The sequence below is a fragment of the Rhizobium sp. Root1212 genome, assembly GCF_001424985.1.
Taxonomy (GTDB): Bacteria; Pseudomonadota; Alphaproteobacteria; order Rhizobiales; family Rhizobiaceae; genus Pararhizobium.
This window is the reverse complement of the sequence record NZ_LMDA01000024.1, coordinates 75652-92962: the sequence shown is the minus strand read 5'-3', so window position 1 is coordinate 92962 and position 17311 is coordinate 75652. Positions and strand designations below refer to the sequence as shown.

The window sequence follows — 17311 nt, the reverse complement described above, 5'->3', positions numbered from 1 at the left end:
AAGGCTGCCACGGTCGAGCCTGTCTCTGAACTGGTCTATCTCGCCGGCCTCGATACCGGCATCACCCGCCGGCCGGGCAAACGTGGCTTTCTCTATTACGACGCCAAGGGCCAAAGGATTACCGATCGCGACGAACTCGACCGGATCGCCGCCCTTGCCATCCCGCCGGCCTATACCGACGTCCTGATCTCTCCCGATCCCATGAGCCACCTGCAGGCGACCGGCTACGACCAGCGCGGCCGCAAGCAATATCGCTACCATCCGCTTTGGTCGGAAGAACGCGGGCGGGACAAGTTCGCGCTGTTGCCCGCCTTCGCCGCCGCCCTGCCGCGTATTCGTGAGAAGGTCGATCGCGACCTGCGCCAGCGAAAGCCCGGCCCGGAAAAGGCGCTGGCGACGGTGGTGCTCTTGCTCGACAGACTGTTCATCCGCATCGGAAACCCTGTTTACGCCGAGAAAAACGGCTCCTTCGGCCTCACCACACTGAAGAACCGCCATGTGAAGATCGAAGGATCGAGCGTGTTCTTCAATTTCAAGGGAAAATCCGGCAAGGAGTGGAGGCTGAAGCATAGCGACCGGCGCATCACCCGCGCCATCCGCGCCTTGCAGGAGCTTCCGGGCCAGCAGCTCTTCCAGTATCGCGACGAGGACGGAAAGCGCCACCCGATCCGCTCGCAGGACGTCAACGCTTACATCCGGGAAGCGGCCGGCGCCGATTTCTCCTCCCGCCAGTTCCGCACCTGGGGCGCGACCCACATGGCGGCGGTCGCTCTTGCGGCGTTGCAGCCGCCGGAAAGCCAGCGGCTGCTGAAGCAACAGGTCAATGCGATCATCGACGAGGTCGCCGCCCGGCTCGTCAACACCCGCGCCGTCTGCCGGTCGTCCTACATCCACCCCCGCGTGTTCACGGATTTCGAAAGCGGCGCCCTGATGGAACTGGCGCGCATGCGGGCAAGCCGCAGCACTTCGCTGCGGCGCTGGATGGAGGATGACGAAATTCGCGTCATGCGCTGGCTCGAACAGGCGGCGAAAGACGCCGGCTAGGCCTTCAGGAGAACGTGCTGAAGGCTGCCCGCACATGCTCGGCAACGGCAAGCACCGGCGCCGGCGCATCGCTGATCACCTTGAGGCCGATATTATAGTGGCCCAGTTCCGGCAGTCCTTCCGCCTCGCCCAGTTCCACTAGGTCCCCCTGCACGAGATAACGCGGCAGCGGTGCAATCGCGAGATCGGCCAGGATCGCCGCACGCTGGCCCGTCGTATGGGCGCTGAGGAACGCGACGCGGAAACCGCGCCCCGCCTTGGTCAGCCGCTCGACGGCATCCGCGCGCCAGACGCAACCGTCCTCCCACATCGAAACCGGCAGCGGATTGCGCGTCTGGGCCGTGCCGCAACGAACGCCGGCCCAAACCAGCTTCTCCTGCACCAGCAGTTCGGAAGGGCTGCTCTCGTCATCATAGAAACTGTTGTAGATGACGATGTCCATGCGGTGCTCGTCCACACGCTTGCGCATGAGATTGCTGGACCCGATCATCACGTCGACGGTGACGTTGGGATAGGACTCGCCGAACCGCTTCAGCACCTCCGGCAGAATGCGTTCGCCGATATCCTCCGGCGCGCCGACACGCACGACGCCGTTCATATCGGGCAGCAGGAAGCGCGACACCGCCTCGTTGTTGAGCGCCAGCATGCGCCGGGCAAAGCCGAGCAGCACCTCGCCCTTCGGCGTCAGCGAGACCGAGCGCGCATCGCGCAGGAACAGCACGCAGCCCAGCGTCTCCTCCAGCTTCTTGATCTGCATGGAGACGGCGGACGGCGTGCGATAGACGGTCTCGGCGGCGGTCGTAAAATTCCCCGTCTCGGCGATCGCGACGAAGGTCTTCAGCACATCGAGTTCGAGAAGCGGCAGCACGTGCCGGAGCATCATATTCATGGCGACCTCATCGATCAGAAAAACTGAAAGATAGCATGATTGCATTTCGTTTGATTGAACATCAGGAAAGCGGGATAGTCAAGGCATAGAGATGGAGTACGGAAGGAGGAGATCATGGAACACCGCTTCGTCGACATGACAGCCATCCTTGGCTGGTGGAATGAGCGACGCCGGGAATGGCGCGCGGCAAAGGCCCGCCGCAATACCTATCGGGAAATCGCGGCGCTGCCGGAACAGCTGCGGATCGACTTGACCGCAAGACATCAGAAAATGTGATACATCACATCAAACATATTCGTTTGAATGATGAATAGGGTAGCGGCATAACAGCATCATGGTCGCGACCTTTTGAAAACCTCTCTCAAAAGGAACCAGTACAATGGCACATCACAGCTTCGAATCCCACGGCCTGCCCGTGCGGCTTTCCAGCGTTTTTCACGGCGTCAGCGGCATCAGCCGTCGCATGATCGCATCCTGGCGTCGCCACCGCACCGAACGGGCGCTCGAAGGCCTGCCTTTCGACACCCTCAAGGATATCGGTTTTCCCTCCGCCGACACGTTTGAAGCCAAGGCTGCGTGCGACGCGGGCATTTCTACACGATGACACCGGACGATAGCAAAGCAGACAATCCTCCCTGTCCCGCCATGCGCTGAAAGGGCATTCCGAATACCGGAATGCCCTTTTTGCTTGCGCCCGCCACCGCGTTGAAAGGCACCGGTTTCATCGCCTCGAAACTTGCCTGTTTCCGACAAGATTCTCCCATCGCCATCGGCCGGCTGTTTTTTCACCCAAAATACCCCGCGAAACACATCGCAAGGAAGAAGGCCTTAAAGACGACATTTTTGTCGCGACGACACAACGCCACGACATTTTCTTGCTGATATCGTGTTCTTTCGAGACTTATAAACAAGCAGGGCTGCATTAAATCCTTCCCAGTCGCGGCCTTCCATGCCAATGTCGCAATCAGAAAAGCCAGTCCATCGACTTTGGCTTGAACTGAGCCATCTCCAGCGCATGGAACCCGTCGATGAACAAGCCACTGACCAAGAAGCGTTCCCTAGTTTTCTTTCTCGTGCCGAACTTTTCCATGCTGCCCTTTTCCGCAGCCATAGAGACGCTGCGCATCGCCAACCGCATGCTGGGCTATGAGGCCTATACCTGGCGGCTAGCTTCCAGCGACGGCATGCAGGTTCTGTCGTCGAGCGGCATCGGGCTCGAGGTCAATACCTCGCTTGCCGACGAGCGCAAGCATCTGGGCGGCGAAGGCCGTCCCTCGATGGTGCTGGTCTGTTCCGGCATCTATGTCGAGGACTTCCACAACAAGTCCGTCAACGCCTGGCTGCGCGAAGTCTATAACCGCGGCGTCGCCGTCGGCAGCCTCTGTACGGGCGCGCATGTGCTGGCCTCCGCCGGGCTTCTGACCGGCAAGCGCTGCGCCATTCACTGGGAAAACCTGCCGGGCTTTGCCGAGGCCTTCCCGCAGGTGGACGTCTATGCCGATCTCTACGAGATCGACGGCAATATCTACACCTGCGCCGGCGGCACCGCCTCGCTCGACATGATGCTGAACCTGATCGATCAGGATTTCGGCGAAAACCTCGTCAACCGCGTCTGCGAACAGGCGCTGACCGACCGCGTGCGCGGCCCGCATGACCGCCAGCGGCTGCCGTTGCGCGCGCGCCTCGGCGTGCAGAATTCCAAGGTGCTGTCGATCATCGAGTTGATGGAAGGCAATCTTTCCGAGCCGTTGTCGCTGCTCGAAATCGCCGACAGCGCCGGACTGTCGCGCCGCCAGATCGAGCGGCTTTTCCGTCAGGAGATGGGCCGTTCGCCGGCCCGCTACTATCTCGAAATCCGCCTCGACCGCGCCCGTCATCTGCTGGTGCAGTCGGCCATGCCGGTGGTGGAGGTGGCCGTCGCCTGTGGCTTCGTCTCGGCCTCGCACTTCTCCAAGTGTTATCGCGAACTCTACAATCGCTCACCCCAGCAGGAGCGCGCCGAGCGCAAGCTCACCCTGCAGTCGGTCCGCTAATACCCGTTCCGGGGCGCCGAAAGGCGCCTCAAGCGCTCAGGGATTGCAGCAGGGTCAGTTCCGAAACGATCCGGTTTCGGCCGTCGAACTTGGCCATGTAGAGGAACTGGTCGGCCGCATTGAGATAGTTGTCGAAGGATTCGGCGGTCTCGATGGTCGCAAGGCCGATCGACACCGTCACCGACAGCGCCTCGCCATCGGCCGTCACCCGTGTCGCCGCCAGTTCCTGGCGCAGCATCTCGCAGAGCCGGTTGGCTTCCATCAGCGGCAGGCTGTTGAACAGGATGCCGAACTCCTCGCCGCCAAGACGGGCGAGCAGATGATTGTCGCCCACCAGCGACAGCAGTCGGGCAGCCACAGCCTTCAGCACGATATCGCCGACCTCGTGGCCATAGGTGTCGTTCAGGCGCTTGAAATGATCGATATCGAGAATGGCGATCGATGTGGACTGGCCGCGGCGCAGACATTGTTCGACCATGCGCGGTCCATGCTGGAAGAAGTGGCGGCGGTTGAAGATATTCGTCAGGTAGTCACGCGCCGCAATATCGTGCAGCATTTGGATGCGCCGCTGGATATTGGCGGCGTGGAACAGGCGGCTGTTGAATTCCTCGACCAGAAACGGCTTCTGCAGGAAATCCGTCCCGCCGCTCTGCAGGAAACGGCCGGCATGCAGCCGGTTTTCGGTGCTGCCGAGCGCGATGATACCGAGGCCGTCCTCGCCGTGGCGCAGCCGGATTTCGGCAAGCAGCCCATAGGCGGTCATGTCGGACAGTTCGAGATCGGTGACCACGAGGTCGATGCTCTGACTGCTATCGAGCGCGGCGAGAGCATCGGCGCCACACGCCGCCTCCTCCAACTGGAATTGCTGCTGCCGCAGCAGCAGCGACAGCTCCCGGCGCGAATCCTCGACGGAATCGACGAGCAGCACCCGCGTCGCGGCATTGGTCAGCACCCGGTCCACCACGGCGATGACATGGCCGATGGCATCGGGCTGGCTCTTGATCACGCAATCGACCACGCCGCGCGCCAGAACGGCGTCACGGGTCGTATCGTTGAAGGTACCGGTAAAGACGACTGCGGCGATCTGGTGGGCGGTAACGAAATCCAGCGCCTCGCAATTGGGCGCGTCTGGCAGGTTGAGATCGAGCACGGCCAGCGAAAATGCGCCCGGTTCCGCCTCGATTGCCCGGCGGGCGGCGGCAAAGGTCGGACAATGGGTAACGGAAAGGCCATGGATCGTCTCCAGCCCATGCGTCAGCACGGTGGAGAACATGCGGGAATCCTCGATCAGCAGCATGCGCCTGTCGGCATGCTTCTGCACGTTTGAATCCCGCCTCGGCCTGATGCGAAAGCTCACGGTCCCGCCATTCTGAGCCGATGCGTCACGCGATTGAACGTCAGCTCTCGATTATCGTTGTGCGAAAGGCGGCTACGATCCCCTCGTCCGCCGCCTTCCCTCTCTTCCAGACAATCAAAACCACGGTAGATTGCAATTTGGTTAAGATACCCTCGGAAATCGTTGGTTTACCAAGGGAATTGCGAATTTCAGAAGAAAATGAATATTCAATTTTTCTGATAGATCAGGCCGACTTCGCCAGTTTCGCACCCAGGCTCTGGATTTTCGTCAGCGTGTCCAGGTTCTGGTTCACGCGGCAATAGAATTCTTCGTTGATGAACGGCCGCATCATGAAGTCATTGCCGCCGGCCTTCAGGAACCGCGCAGACAAGAGGCGGTTGTTGGAAGACGAAACGCCGATGATGCGCAACTGGTGCGGACCATAGGCGCCGCGAATGCGCCGGGTCAGCTCGAAGCCGTCAATATCAGGCATGTTGTAGTCGGTGATGACGAGGCCGATATCCGGGTTGGCCTTCAGGATTTCGAGCGCGGCCGCGCCGCAATCGGCGGAGCTGGTGCGGAAATTGTAGCGCTTCAGCTGGCTGGTCAGCAGCGCCCGCGCCGTCGGGCTATCGTCGACGATCAGCACGTGGTGGCGATGATTGGTGAGGAAGCGGCAGACCGATTCCGCCAGCATATCGACGGCAAAGACGCTGTCCTTGATGACGTAATCGACGATATCCTTAGCGAGGATCGCCTCGCGGGTGCTTTCCTGGAAGGTGCCGGTGAAGATGATCGTCGGCACGCTCATGTCGATGAGATAGGAAAGCGCCTCGCCGTTTTCGGCGCCGGGCAGATTGATGTTGGAAATGGCCAGCGTTGCTGGGAAGGTCGCGTTCTCGACGGCGAACTGCAGGTCGTCATAGTCCTTGCAGACGATGACATCGATATCGAAAAGCTCTTTCAGCCGCTTCGACGCCATCGCCGAGAAGAGATTGCTGTCTTCAGCCAGCACGATACGGCTCTGCTGCAAGGATTCACCGGAATAATACATTCCGGACACGCCGAAAAATGACATTGATTGCCCATCTTGAAAGGATTGTCCCCGCAATCAAGCTACGCGGAAAGGTTTTCTCAGTCGTTAATCGGTCGCTGAAATACCGGGCAACGAGAATGTCGCCCCGATGGGTGAGGCGACATGGTGCCGGCGACAGGCAACCCGGTCAGTTGATGACCGCGGAACCCTTGACGATATCGACGTTCTCGGAGCCCTCGAGGCCGATACGGTCGCCGCTCGGCGTGGTGATGAAGCAGCCGCTCGGGCACACCGCTTCGGTGCTGCCGGCAGCGATCGCCACTTCCATGCGGTTGTCGCCTTCGACGATGACGAGCACGGCAGGATCGGGGTCCTTATTGGTGATGTTGGCGCTGAGGGCCGGATGCGCCAGCGCGACAACCACAAGACATGCACTGAAAACCTGCTTCATTGCTTACCGGCGCTTGCCGCGCCGCCCCTCAACAGCCCCGCCCTGAACAAGGTGCGGGACACCATCCACCCAATGGAGAAAAGCATAGCCGCTCTTTCCCTGGAATGCCTAGAGATATAATCGCAGGCGGCTGAATGAAGGCTGAATGCGCCGTTCAGCCTTCCGATGGCTCCGAGGCGAGGCCGACGATCCGCCGCGGGCGGCGCTTGGTGCCGCTGCGCTGCGCTGCTTCCTCAGCCGGGCGAAGCAGCGGCACGTCTTCCTCGTCCGCCGCCTCGAAAGCCTCGTCGATCGGCTCTTCCGGTTCGACCTCCGGTTCGGCGGTGAAGGGCTTTGCCAGCCCCTCCTCGCGGAAACGCTCGAAGATCGCCAGCCGCAACTCGTTGCGGACGCCGGTGCCGTTGACGATGTCGGCGAGGTAGACCCGAAGCTCGAAGGTCATGGTCGCATCGGCGAAGGAGGAGAAGACCGCCACCGGTGACGGCGTCTTGAGCACCAGTGGATGGCTCTCGGCAATCTCCATCAACATATCCATGATACGGCGCGGTGCTGCATCGTAGCCGACGACGACGGGGATATCGGTGCGCCCGAGCTTGTTGCGGTGGGTCCAGTTGCCCACCGAAGCGTTGATGAACAACGAATTCGGCACCATGATCGTCTGGCGCTGGAAGGTTTCGATCTCGGTGGCGCGCACGGAGATGCGGCGCACGAAGCCTTCCGTCGTTCCCGTCACCACCCAGTCGCCGACCTTGAACGGCCGCTCGACGAGCAGGATCAGGCCGGAGACGAAGTTCGAGACGATATTCTGCAAACCGAAACCGACACCGAGCGAGAGAGCACCGGCGACGAGCGCGAGGTTGGAAAGATCGAGCCCCGCCGCCGAAATGCCGACGAGCCCGGCAAGTCCGACCCCGAGATAGCCGACCCCGGTCTTGACCGAGTTGCGCACCCCGGCATCGACCCGGCTGCGCGCCATGACGCTGCCGTCCAGCCAGCGCTGGAACCAGCGGGTGACGAAATAGCCGATCGCAAACAGCAGGATGCCCGCACCGATGCCCACGATCGAGATGGTGATGCTGCCGATCTTGATTTCCGTCAGGAAGCGATAGGCCCAGGACTCGATATCGGCGATCTGAAAGCCCCATTGCAGCAGGATCAGCGGCACGAAGAACAGGATCACCAGTGCATAGATGCCGAGGCCGAAGGCGAGACCGGTCTGATCGAGCGCAATCTGCTCCATGCCGAAACGGCGCTCCAGATAACGCCCGACAATGGTACCGGCGAGCGCATTCTGCTTGGCGATCGCCTTGCCCGTGAGCATGCCGATATACATCGTCACGAAAATCGCGCCGGTGATGACGATCTGCGTGGCGATGAACCGCCCAAGCCCGACATAGCCGGAAAGCGCCGCGAGAATGAGACCGCCGCCGGTGACGACGAAACTCAGCGAGATGGCGCGCGGCCAGGGCTTGCCCCGGCTTTGCGGCTCGTCCGGCGACGGTACCATCGGCCGGATCAGCGCCATCGCCATCAGGATGAGGCCGATGACGATCGTGGCCACGAAGCTGCGGGCGACGGTCAGCACCACGGGCGAACTGAGAACCTCGCTGACGGTGGCGAGAAAATAGTCGAAACCGTTGACCACCGCCATTGCGAGGATCGCCGGAAAGAGTAGTGCAGCGCCATGATCGGACACATTGACGAGCCGCCAGGCCGGCTCGCGTGGCGACAGCACCGCCCGCGCCAGTTGCGACACGAACACCAGCACGACGCCAAGCCCGAGCGCCACCAGGATCAGCGGCGCGATATCCGAGCGCAGCACGTTGAAGGTGTTGAGGAAGAAATAGCTCGACGCCGAAAATACCACCATCACGAGGGTCGGCACCATGGTCGACCAGAAGGCGACGGTCAGCCGGGTTATGTAGCCCGGTTCGCTGACATCGGCCTTGTTGCGGATCAGCGGATAGAACAGCCGCCGTGTGCCGGAAACCAGCACGAACGCCGCGCAGAGCGACAGGAAAATGGAGGAGAGCAGCGCGAAACGCTTGTAGTTCCAGGCAAAGGTCAGCCAGCTGCCGATGCTGCGGCTCAGCGCCTGATATTCGGCCGAGATCGAGCCGACCGCATCGCCGAACATGCCCCAGGAAATATCGGTGTGCTTGAACAAGGCATTGCTGAACAGATCGCGCCTGATGGCGGTGATCGAGTTGGAGAGCTTCGTCGCCTGGATCGAGAGGTTTTCGGCATTGCCGGTCAGCGCATTGATCGCCCCACGCTCGGCGGTCAGGCGCTTGCGCTCCTGGGTCACGACGTCAGCTTCGGGCGGGGCGCCTTCGGCCGGCGGGTCGCCAAGTTCCGCCAGCCGCGCCTTGATCTCATCGAGTCGCGGCCGGGTCGCGACTGAGGTCGCGATGATTCGCTTGCCGACCGCATCCACCTCGACCTTGATGTCGGCCAGCCGATTGTCGTCATCACGCGCGCCATCGACGGCGGCGCTGAGCCGCTTCAGATCCTTGGTGGCCTGATCGAGCTGCGCCGTTGCCTGATCCTGCGCGGGCGGCTGGCTCTGGGCGGGGGCCGCGGCCTGCGCATTGCCGTTTGCAGGCTGCTGCGCCGTCGGTTGCGCTTGCTGCGGCTGCTGCGCCAGAACGGGCGCGGCCAAAAGCAATGCGGCAAGGAGGATGGAAAATCTGGACATCATCGGCAGTCTAAAATCCTTCGTCGGGTGTGCCACGCCATCAGGCGGGGCCAGGAATCGGCAGGCACGGCAGATGCTGCATAAGGCCTGGGGCACCGGTATGCAAAAAACCGGACGCCTTGATCAGAAACTCGATCCCGGCTGGGCGAGAAATGCGATCTCCGCCTCTGTCGAATTACGGCCGAGGATCGCGTTCCGATGGGGGAATCGTCCGAACTTCCGGATGATCTCGCAATGTCTGATGGCAAAATCGAGGTATTTCGGATCACCAAGCGCGGCAAAAAGCCGAACGGAATCGGTTTGGTCGGTGAGGTTCTCGGAATGTTCGAACGGTAAATACAAGAATGCCCGCTGATGGACCGTCATATCCGCATCGATGCCGGCATCGAGCGCCAGCCGCGCCTCGCGCAGCGCCAGGCTATCGGTCGCAAAGGCCAGCGGCGAAGCGCGATACATATTGCGCGGCAGCTGGTCGAACAGGATGATCGCCGCCAGCCGCGCCTCGGGCGTCGCGCGCCAGCGCTCGTCGAGACCGCGCGACAAGGCCAGATGCGTGTCGCGGAACCGACGGGTGCATTGGGCATCGAGCCCGGCATCCGCCGTGAACCAGGCCTCATACGACAATTCCTCGAACCAGAAACTCAACACCTCTTCGGGCGAGCAGATTGCGGTGGGGTCGGACACGAAATTTCCTTTCGTCGATTCGCCCGGCCGGTGCTTCGCCAGGGCAGGAGAACACATAGAGCATTTCCAGCCGAAGCGTAGCCGCATCGGCGGCCCAAAGTGCTGCAAAACAGCGTCGGGCGGGAGCCTTTCCACGCCCTGCCCCCTCACGACAACGTCGCTGGAAATTTTCCACCCTCGCGTTATATCCAGACGACCGTCGTGCACATGATGGGCACCCGGCGGCAAAGGAGGAGATCATGAGGAAGATCATTGCCGCGGCCGCATTTGTCCTGACCGGCTGCGTGGTTCTGAGCGGATGTGTCGTCGGCGACACCAGCGGACCGGGCCTTGAGCCGATCCCCGGCAGCATCACCTATGGCGGCCAGCCGCGCACGAAGCTGACCAAGGCGCCGATCGGCAGCACCGTCAGCAACTATTTCTTCGGCCCTTACGGCGAGCGCATCCAGGAAACGTATATCATCCAGCCGGACCGGTCGTTGAAACTGGTGTGGCGGGAGCGTCAGGATATCTTCTCGGCCCTTCGCGATTGAGGTATCGGAATTTCAGCGCTGCGGCATATAACGATTTGCGGGCAAAAATTTTCGTCGATCCGCGAAAATGCTGCGCACGGCAAATTGTTTTCCCATTTGCGGCCGGAAAAAGGCACGACTTTCTCATCGGCTCCGGGACAACAAAAAGTTCTGCGTTATATAATTCCACCTAATGCATAGACTATACCTGCAAGCAACGGAGGTAGAGATGCGAGCGACATCAGTTTCACGACTTCTTACAGCGGCCGCACTGGCGGCGGCCCTGCAGATCGGCAGCCTGGGGATGGCCTTTGCCGATACGACGCTTCTCAATGTCTCCTATGACCCGACCCGCGAACTCTACAAGGACTTCAACGCGGCGTTTGCGGAAAAATGGAAGGCTGACACGGGCGAGACCGTGACAATCCAGACGTCCCATGGCGGTTCGGGCAAGCAGGCGCGCTCCGTCATCGACGGCCTCGACGCCGATGTGGTGACGCTGGCGCTCGAAGCCGATATCGACGCGATCGCCAAGGGAACCGGCAAGATCCCGGAAAACTGGAAGAGCCGGCTCGAAAACAACAGCGCCCCCTACACCTCGACCATCGTCTTCCTGGTGCGCAAGGGCAATCCGAAGGGCATCAAGGACTGGGGCGATCTCGTCAAGGACGATATCCAGGTGATCACACCCAACCCGAAGACCTCCGGCGGCGCCCGCTGGAACTTCCTCGCTGCCTGGGCCTGGGCGCGTGCAGCCAACAACGGCGATGACGCCAAGGCGCAGGAATACGTAACCCAGCTCTTCAAGCATGTTCCGGTGCTTGACACCGGCGCACGCGGCGCGACGACGACTTTCGTCCAGCGCGGTCTCGGCGACGTGCTGATCGCCTGGGAAAACGAAGCCTATCTTTCGCTCGAAGAACTCGGCCCCGACAATTTCGACATCGTGACCCCCTCCATCTCGATCAAGGCTGAACCGCCGGTCGCGCTGGTCGATGGCAACGTCGATGCCAAGGGCACCCGCAAGGTGGCCGAAGCCTACCTGCAATACCTCTACTCCGACGTCGGCCAGAAGATCGCGGCAAAGCACTATTACCGCCCCTTCAAGCCGGAGGTTGCCGACCCCGCCGACATCAAGCGATTTGCGGATGTGAAGCTCGTCACTATTGACGAATTCGGCGGATGGAAGGAAGCTCAGCCAAAATATTTTGGAGATGGCGGGCTCTTTGACCAGATCTACAAGCCGGGGCAATAATTCTTAATGACCGCACGCACAGTTCGGCGGTGGCAATTCAGACAGCCGAGCGTCATTCCGGGTTTCGGATTGGCGCTCGGCGTTACTTTGTCATGGCTTTTCCTCATCGTTCTCATTCCGCTTTCCGGCCTCGCCCTGCGCTCAAGCGCCCTTGGCTGGGAAAAGTTCTGGTCGCTTGCGACCGATGAGCGGACCCTCAACGCGCTTCGCATCAGCTTCGGCACGGCCTTTGCGGCCGCTGCCGTCAATGTCGTCTTCGGCGTGATCCTCGCCTGGGTGCTGGTTCGCTACCGGTTTCCCGGCAAGCGCATCATCGACGCCGTGGTCGATCTGCCCTTCGCGCTGCCGACGGCCGTTGCCGGCATCGCGCTCACCACGCTCTATGCGCCGAACGGCTGGATCGGCAGCCTCATAACGCCGCTTGGCATCAAGGTCGCCTTCACCCCGCTCGGCATCGTCATCGCGCTGGTCTTCGTCGGCCTGCCCTTCGTCGTGCGCACGGTGCAGCCGATCATGGAGGAAATCGACAAGGAGGTGGAGGAAGCTGCAGCGACGCTTGGCGCGACACGCTTCCAGACCATCAGCCGCGTACTGTTGCCCGGCCTTGCGCCGGCGGTGCTCACCGGCTTTGCACTCGCCTTTGCCCGCGGCGTCGGGGAATACGGCTCGGTGATCTTCATCGCCGGCAATCTTCCCTACGTCTCGGAAATCGCGCCGCTTTTGATCGTCATCCGCCTCGAAGAATTCAACTATCCGGCCGCGACCGCCATCGCCGCCGTCATGCTGGTCATCTCCTTTGCCATGCTCTTGATCATCAATCTCATCCAGGCCTGGAGCAGAAGGAGGTACGGTTATGGCGCATGATTTCACCTCCACCGGCCACCACACCAGCGAGACCGTGCGCACCGCGACCTCCGAAAGCCGGCTGGCCCGCTACGGGTTGATCGCCACCGCCCTCTGTTTCGTCGCGCTGTTCCTGCTGTTGCCGCTGGCGGTTGTCTTCACCGAAGCGCTGCGCAACGGCCCCGGCGAATTCCTGACGGTACTGCGCGATCCCGAGACCTTCTCGGCCATCCGCCTCACGCTTCTCGTCGCCGCCATCGCTGTGCCGCTCAATCTAGTGTTCGGCGTTTGCGCCGCCTGGGCGATCGCCAAATACGAGTTCAAGGGCAAGGCGTTCTTGACCACCCTGATCGACCTGCCCTTCTCGGTCTCGCCGGTCGTGTCGGGTCTGATCTTCGTGCTCCTGTTCGGATCGCACAGCCTGATCGGCCCCTGGCTGCAAAGCCACGGCATCCAGATCCTGTTTGCCGTTCCCGGCATCGTCATCGCCACGGTGTTCATCACCTTCCCCTTCGTCGCCCGCGAACTGATCCCGCTGATGCAGGAACAGGGCACGTCCGACGAGGAAGCGGCTCTTTCGCTCGGTGCCAGCGGCTGGCAGACCTTCTGGTACGTGACGCTTCCCAACATCAAGTGGGGCCTGCTTTACGGCGTTCTGCTCTGCAACGCCCGCGCCATGGGCGAGTTCGGCGCCGTGTCGGTGGTGTCCGGCCATATCCGGGGGCTCACCAATACCATGCCGCTGCAAGTGGAGATCCTCTACAACGAATATAATTTCGTCGCCGCCTTTGCCGTGGCGGCCCTGCTTGCGCTGCTGGCGCTCGTTACCCTCATCCTGAAGACGCTGCTTGAAATGAAGTTCAGCGCCCAGATCGCCGCCAGCCGCCGGCACTGAAAGGTCAAGTATTTATGGAAGTCCGTGTACAAAACATACGTAAGGAATTCGGCCGCTTCCCGGCGCTGAACGACGTGTCGCTGGATATCCGCTCCGGCGAACTGATCGCGCTGCTCGGCCCGTCGGGTTCCGGCAAGACGACGCTTCTGCGCCTGATTGCAGGCCTCGAAACCCCGACCGAAGGCACCGTCTATTTCGGTGAGGAGGATGCCTCGAAGAAGACCGTGCAGGAACGCAATATCGGCTTCGTGTTCCAGCATTACGCCCTTTTCCGCCACATGACGGTGCTCGACAACGTTTCCTTCGGCCTGAAGGTGCGCAAGGCCAGCCGCCGTCCGCCCGCCGCCGAAATCCGTGCCCGCGCGCTCGAACTGCTCGAACTCGTGCAACTCGGCGGCCTTGAAAAACGCTATCCGGCCCAGCTTTCCGGCGGCCAGCGCCAGCGCGTGGCGCTTGCCCGCGCCATGGCGGTGGAGCCGAACGTGCTGCTGCTCGACGAGCCCTTCGGCGCGCTCGATGCGCAGGTGCGCAAGGAACTGCGCCGCTGGCTGCGCGAAATCCACGACCGTACCGGCCACACCACCGTCTTCGTCACCCACGACCAGGATGAAGCGCTGGAGCTTGCCGACCGCGTCGTCGTCATGAGCAAGGGCAAGATCGAGCAGATCGGCACGCCCGACGAGATCTACGATCAGCCGAACTCACCCTTCGTCTTCGGCTTCATCGGCGAATCGAACATCATTCCGGTGCGCGTCGGAAACGGCCAGCTCTGGATCGGCGATCGATCGATCGGCGTCAGCGCCAGCGGCGAGGCAGACGGCCTCGCCCACCTCTATTTCCGCCCCCATGACGTCGAATTGCTCGACGATAGCGACGGCAGCATCGCCGGCACCGTCGCCGTCAGCCGCCGCGTGGCCGGCACCCGCCATGTCGAACTCGACATCGGCATTTCCGATTGCCGCGTGGAAATCGAACTGCCGCCGGAAATGGCCGCCGCCGACGGCTCCCGCCTCGCCTTCCGCCCCACCCGCTGGCGGCTCTTCCGGGAGGGTGCTGCGGGGTAAAGGCCTCGTTAGGGCTCGAGCTTGCGGCTTGACCCGCTTCTGCCCTACCAGCATCGCCCATTAAGGCGGGGCAACAGCATATGGTCCCGGTTGCCGCGGCGACTTCCCGCTTCTCCCCTCGGGGAGAAGATGCCCGAAGGGCAGATGAGGGGGTCTTCGCCGCGAACCCGGTGCCGCCCCCTCATCCGGCCCTGCGGGCCACCTTCTCCCCACTGGGGAGAAGGGAAAACCAGCCGCGCTTTCATATGCGATTACCCTGCCCTCAAGGAGGGAGCTGACAGGGGGCCTGCGGCATATTCATTGCCCGCATCGATGCACCGATCTCTCGCCAGACAGTTGACCACACACGGAACGAACGCACCGGTTGCGTTGACGCCGCCGGCTTTCTGCTGCTCTATGCGCAAAGGGCCGTTTCGGATGCGGGGTAGTATGCAGTACAGACGAGAAATAGACGGGCTCCGAACCGTCGCCGTGGTTCCCGTTCTCCTCTTCCACGCGGGGTTGGCCTCCTTCAGCGGCGGCTTTATCGGCGTCGATATCTTCTTCGTCATCAGCGGCTATCTGATCACCTCGATCATCATCCACGAACAGGAGAAAGACGGCTTTTCCATCCTGCGCTTCTACGAGCGCCGGGCGCGGCGCATCGTGCCGGTGCTCTCCTTTGTGCTGCTCTGCTGCCTGCCCTTCGCCTGGGCCTGGATGCTGCCAGAGCAGATGAAGGATTTCGGCGCAAGCCTGATCGCCGTCAGCCTCTTCGCCTCCAATGTGCTCTTCTGGCAGGAGGCCGGCTATTTCGCCCCTTCCGCCGAATTGCAGCCGCTGCTGCACACCTGGAGCCTGGCGGTCGAGGAACAATATTACGTGGTGTTTCCGCTGGCAGTGATGTTGCTCTGGCGCTTCGGCAAGCCGGTGGTGATCGGCGTCATCGCCGCTGTCGCGCTCCTGAGCCTCGGCCTTGCGCAATACGGCTCGCAGAATTTCGCTTCGGCTAATTTCTACCTGCCGAGCAGCCGCGCCTGGGAACTGCTGGCCGGCTCGCTATCGGCCTTCCTCGTTTCCGGCGGCTATTTCCGCAACAGCAACCTGCTTTCGGCTCTCGGCCTGGCGCTGATCGGCTGGGGCATCTTCGCCTATGATGCGGCAACGCCCTACCCATCCTTCTACACCGCCGTCCCCGTCATCGGCACGGCGCTCGTCATCCTTTTCGGCTGGCAGGGCACGTGGACGGCGATGCTGCTCTCCACCCGCCCCTTCGTCGGCATCGGCCTTATCAGCTACAGTCTTTATCTCTGGCACCAGCCGCTCTTTGCCTTTGCCCGCATCCGCGCCCTGACGGAACCGTCGCCCATGGTCATGGCCGCCCTTGCCATTGCCGCCTTCCCGATTTCCTATCTGTCTTGGCGCTTCGTCGAGACACCCTTCCGCAAGGGGCCGATCCCCTTCCTGCCGGACTCGATGCGTGTCCTTGCCGGTGCCGGGGCAGTCGCGGCGGCATTCATTGCCGCGGGTTTTCTCGCCACGCGCGACAGCGGCCTGGAGTTCCGCCTTCCCCCTGAGGCGCAACTGGCGCTGGAGGTGAAGGAAAATCCCGACCCGATCATGCTCCGCTGCCTCTACGACAAGGGGGAGGCCAAGCTCGACCATCCCGTGCGCGACTGCCTGACGCCGAATACCAGGACCCCGGATACGATTCTGATCGGCGATTCCCACGCCGCCGCCGTGGCAGGCGAGACGATGCGGACCTTCGAAAAGGCGGGCGCCGATCTCTATGTCATGGCCCATTCAGCCTGCGCCGGCTTTTCCGGCTTCTACGTCTTCGACGCCAAATACAAGATGCGCTGCAATTCCTTCTTCTCCGGGATAGAGGAGTACATCCGCAGCAGCGACATCAAGACTGTTGTCATGCTCAGCCGCTGGACGCTCTATGTCGAAGGAACGCCCTTCGACAACGGCGAAGGCGGCGTCGAAAGCCTGAAACCCCTCTATGCCGATCTTTACGACCGCCGCGACACGCCCGCCGGCCGCGACGACCCCGCCCGCAAGGAGCGTGTGGTGAAGCAATACCTCGCCGATATCGAGGATTACCTGAAGCGCGGCTTCCACGTGGTGTTGGTTTATCCGGTCCCGGAAGCAGGCTGGGACGTGCCCGGCATCGTCGCAAAGGCAGCATTGACCCGCCGCGATAGGCTGGAGTTCAGCACCAGCTACGATCGCTACAACAAGCGCAACGAAAAGATCATCGCGGCCTTCGACACGCTGTCGCATCCCAACCTGCGCAAGGTGAAGCCGGCAGAGCATTTCTGCGGCAAGCCGCTTCCCGGCCGCTGCATCAACAGTCTCGATGCTTCGACAATTTACTATTTCGACGACGATCACCCCTCGGATGCCGGCGCGGACCTTCTGGCGCCGGCAATCCTGCAAGCGGTGCGCTCATTCGACGAAGGAGATCAAGACGCAGACAAACTCGCCGGCAACTAGAGTTTGTTAGGGAAAAGTGGGAACCGGTTTTCCCGAAAAGACAAACGAAAACAAAAGAATTGAGAGTCTGTCAGGTTCAGAATGAACCTGACA

16 protein-coding genes are annotated in these 17311 nt (G+C 61.7%); 10 read left to right on the top strand and 6 right to left on the bottom strand.

The features are described 5' to 3' along the window. The first annotated feature begins 30 nt into the window (after positions 1-30). Positions 31-1044: a DNA topoisomerase IB gene (locus tag ASC86_RS20265; RefSeq protein WP_082510359.1), complete on the top strand. Its 1014-nt coding sequence runs from the start codon at positions 31-33 to the stop codon at positions 1042-1044. A gap of 4 nt (positions 1045-1048) precedes the next feature. Here ASC86_RS20265 and ASC86_RS20260 read toward each other — a convergent pair whose 3' ends face one another. After that, entirely contained in the window at positions 1049-1933 is an 885-nt protein-coding gene (locus tag ASC86_RS20260; RefSeq protein ID WP_056325930.1) for a LysR family transcriptional regulator, read from the bottom strand. Between the two features lie 114 nt (positions 1934-2047). Between ASC86_RS20260 and ASC86_RS25960 the strand changes: the two genes are divergently transcribed. From ASC86_RS25960 to ASC86_RS27075, 3 genes are all read left to right on the top strand, one after another. Further along, positions 2048-2209: a hypothetical protein gene (locus tag ASC86_RS25960; RefSeq protein WP_156387135.1), complete on the top strand. Its 162-nt coding sequence runs from the start codon at positions 2048-2050 to the stop codon at positions 2207-2209. A 103-nt stretch (positions 2210-2312) separates the two neighbouring features. Continuing rightward, a complete protein-coding gene (locus tag ASC86_RS20255) occupies positions 2313-2537 on the top strand; it encodes a hypothetical protein (RefSeq protein WP_056325463.1) in 225 nt (74 codons plus the stop codon). A 424-nt stretch (positions 2538-2961) separates the two neighbouring features. After that, positions 2962-3966: a GlxA family transcriptional regulator gene (locus tag ASC86_RS27075; RefSeq protein WP_056325460.1), complete on the top strand. Its 1005-nt coding sequence runs from the start codon at positions 2962-2964 to the stop codon at positions 3964-3966. Between the two features lie 28 nt (positions 3967-3994). Here the strand turns inward: ASC86_RS27075 and ASC86_RS20245 are convergent, their stop codons facing one another. The 5 genes from ASC86_RS20245 to ASC86_RS20225 form a co-directional block, all read right to left on the bottom strand. Further along, the gene (locus tag ASC86_RS20245) at positions 3995-5287 is read right to left on the bottom strand and encodes a diguanylate cyclase (RefSeq protein ID WP_244477658.1); all 1293 of its coding nucleotides are present in this window, start codon (positions 5285-5287) and stop codon (positions 3995-3997) included. Positions 5288-5546: 259 nt separating this feature from the next. After that, entirely contained in the window at positions 5547-6380 is an 834-nt protein-coding gene (locus ASC86_RS20240; RefSeq protein WP_056325457.1) for a response regulator, read from the bottom strand. A 145-nt stretch (positions 6381-6525) separates the two neighbouring features. Further along, positions 6526-6789: a hypothetical protein gene (locus ASC86_RS20235; protein ID WP_056325455.1), complete on the bottom strand. Its 264-nt coding sequence runs from the start codon at positions 6787-6789 to the stop codon at positions 6526-6528. 154 nt (positions 6790-6943) lie between these two features. Then, entirely contained in the window at positions 6944-9490 is a 2547-nt protein-coding gene (locus tag ASC86_RS20230) for a mechanosensitive ion channel family protein (RefSeq protein ID WP_056325452.1), read from the bottom strand. Between the two features lie 120 nt (positions 9491-9610). After that, positions 9611-10306 (bottom strand): DUF924 family protein, encoded by a 696-nt coding sequence (locus ASC86_RS20225; RefSeq protein ID WP_244477657.1) that lies wholly within the window; start codon positions 10304-10306, stop codon positions 9611-9613. Between the two features lie 104 nt (positions 10307-10410). Between ASC86_RS20225 and ASC86_RS20220 the strand changes: the two genes are divergently transcribed. The 6 genes from ASC86_RS20220 to ASC86_RS20195 all read left to right on the top strand — a co-directional run bounded on the left by ASC86_RS20220 (position 10411) and on the right by ASC86_RS20195 (position 17218). Continuing rightward, positions 10411-10704, top strand: coding sequence for a hypothetical protein (locus tag ASC86_RS20220; protein ID WP_056325449.1), 294 nt, complete (start codon positions 10411-10413; stop codon positions 10702-10704). A 208-nt stretch (positions 10705-10912) separates the two neighbouring features. Then, positions 10913-11938: a sulfate ABC transporter substrate-binding protein gene (locus tag ASC86_RS20215; protein ID WP_056325446.1), complete on the top strand. Its 1026-nt coding sequence runs from the start codon at positions 10913-10915 to the stop codon at positions 11936-11938. A gap of 6 nt (positions 11939-11944) precedes the next feature. After that, entirely contained in the window at positions 11945-12802 is an 858-nt protein-coding gene (cysT, locus tag ASC86_RS20210; protein WP_056325442.1) for a sulfate ABC transporter permease subunit CysT, read from the top strand. Beyond that, complete coding sequence (gene cysW, locus ASC86_RS20205; protein ID WP_056325439.1) at positions 12792-13676, top strand: sulfate ABC transporter permease subunit CysW; 885 nt, start codon at positions 12792-12794, stop codon at positions 13674-13676. Before cysT ends, cysW begins: the two co-directional genes overlap by 11 nt. 14 nt (positions 13677-13690) lie before the next feature. Further along, positions 13691-14740, top strand: a complete 1050-nt coding sequence (locus ASC86_RS20200) for a sulfate/molybdate ABC transporter ATP-binding protein (protein WP_056325437.1) — start codon at positions 13691-13693, stop codon at positions 14738-14740. 429 nt (positions 14741-15169) lie between these two features. Further along, positions 15170-17218: an acyltransferase family protein gene (locus tag ASC86_RS20195; RefSeq protein ID WP_162245022.1), complete on the top strand. Its 2049-nt coding sequence runs from the start codon at positions 15170-15172 to the stop codon at positions 17216-17218. The last annotated feature ends 93 nt before the right edge of the window (positions 17219-17311 follow it).

Bases quoted from the DNA above. Each gene is read 5' to 3' on its own strand.
- ASC86_RS20200 (WP_056325437.1), top strand. From the start codon at position 13,691: ATGGAAGTCCGTGTACAAAACATACGTAAGGAATTCGGCCGCTTCCCG.
- ASC86_RS20230 (WP_056325452.1), bottom strand. From the start codon at position 9,490: ATGATGTCCAGATTTTCCATCCTCCTTGCCGCATTGCTTTTGGCCGCG.
- cysW (WP_056325439.1), top strand. From the start codon at position 12,792: ATGGCGCATGATTTCACCTCCACCGGCCACCACACCAGCGAGACCGTG.
- cysT (WP_056325442.1), top strand. From the start codon at position 11,945: ATGACCGCACGCACAGTTCGGCGGTGGCAATTCAGACAGCCGAGCGTC.
- ASC86_RS20195 (WP_162245022.1), top strand. From the start codon at position 15,170: ATGCAGTACAGACGAGAAATAGACGGGCTCCGAACCGTCGCCGTGGTT.
- ASC86_RS20255 (WP_056325463.1), top strand. From the start codon at position 2,313: ATGGCACATCACAGCTTCGAATCCCACGGCCTGCCCGTGCGGCTTTCC.
- ASC86_RS20260 (WP_056325930.1), bottom strand. From the start codon at position 1,933: ATGAATATGATGCTCCGGCACGTGCTGCCGCTTCTCGAACTCGATGTG.
- ASC86_RS20235 (WP_056325455.1), bottom strand. From the start codon at position 6,789: ATGAAGCAGGTTTTCAGTGCATGTCTTGTGGTTGTCGCGCTGGCGCAT.
- ASC86_RS20240 (WP_056325457.1), bottom strand. From the start codon at position 6,380: ATGTCATTTTTCGGCGTGTCCGGAATGTATTATTCCGGTGAATCCTTG.
- ASC86_RS27075 (WP_056325460.1), top strand. From the start codon at position 2,962: ATGAACAAGCCACTGACCAAGAAGCGTTCCCTAGTTTTCTTTCTCGTG.
- ASC86_RS20215 (WP_056325446.1), top strand. From the start codon at position 10,913: ATGCGAGCGACATCAGTTTCACGACTTCTTACAGCGGCCGCACTGGCG.
- ASC86_RS20220 (WP_056325449.1), top strand. From the start codon at position 10,411: ATGAGGAAGATCATTGCCGCGGCCGCATTTGTCCTGACCGGCTGCGTG.
- ASC86_RS25960 (WP_156387135.1), top strand. From the start codon at position 2,048: ATGGAACACCGCTTCGTCGACATGACAGCCATCCTTGGCTGGTGGAAT.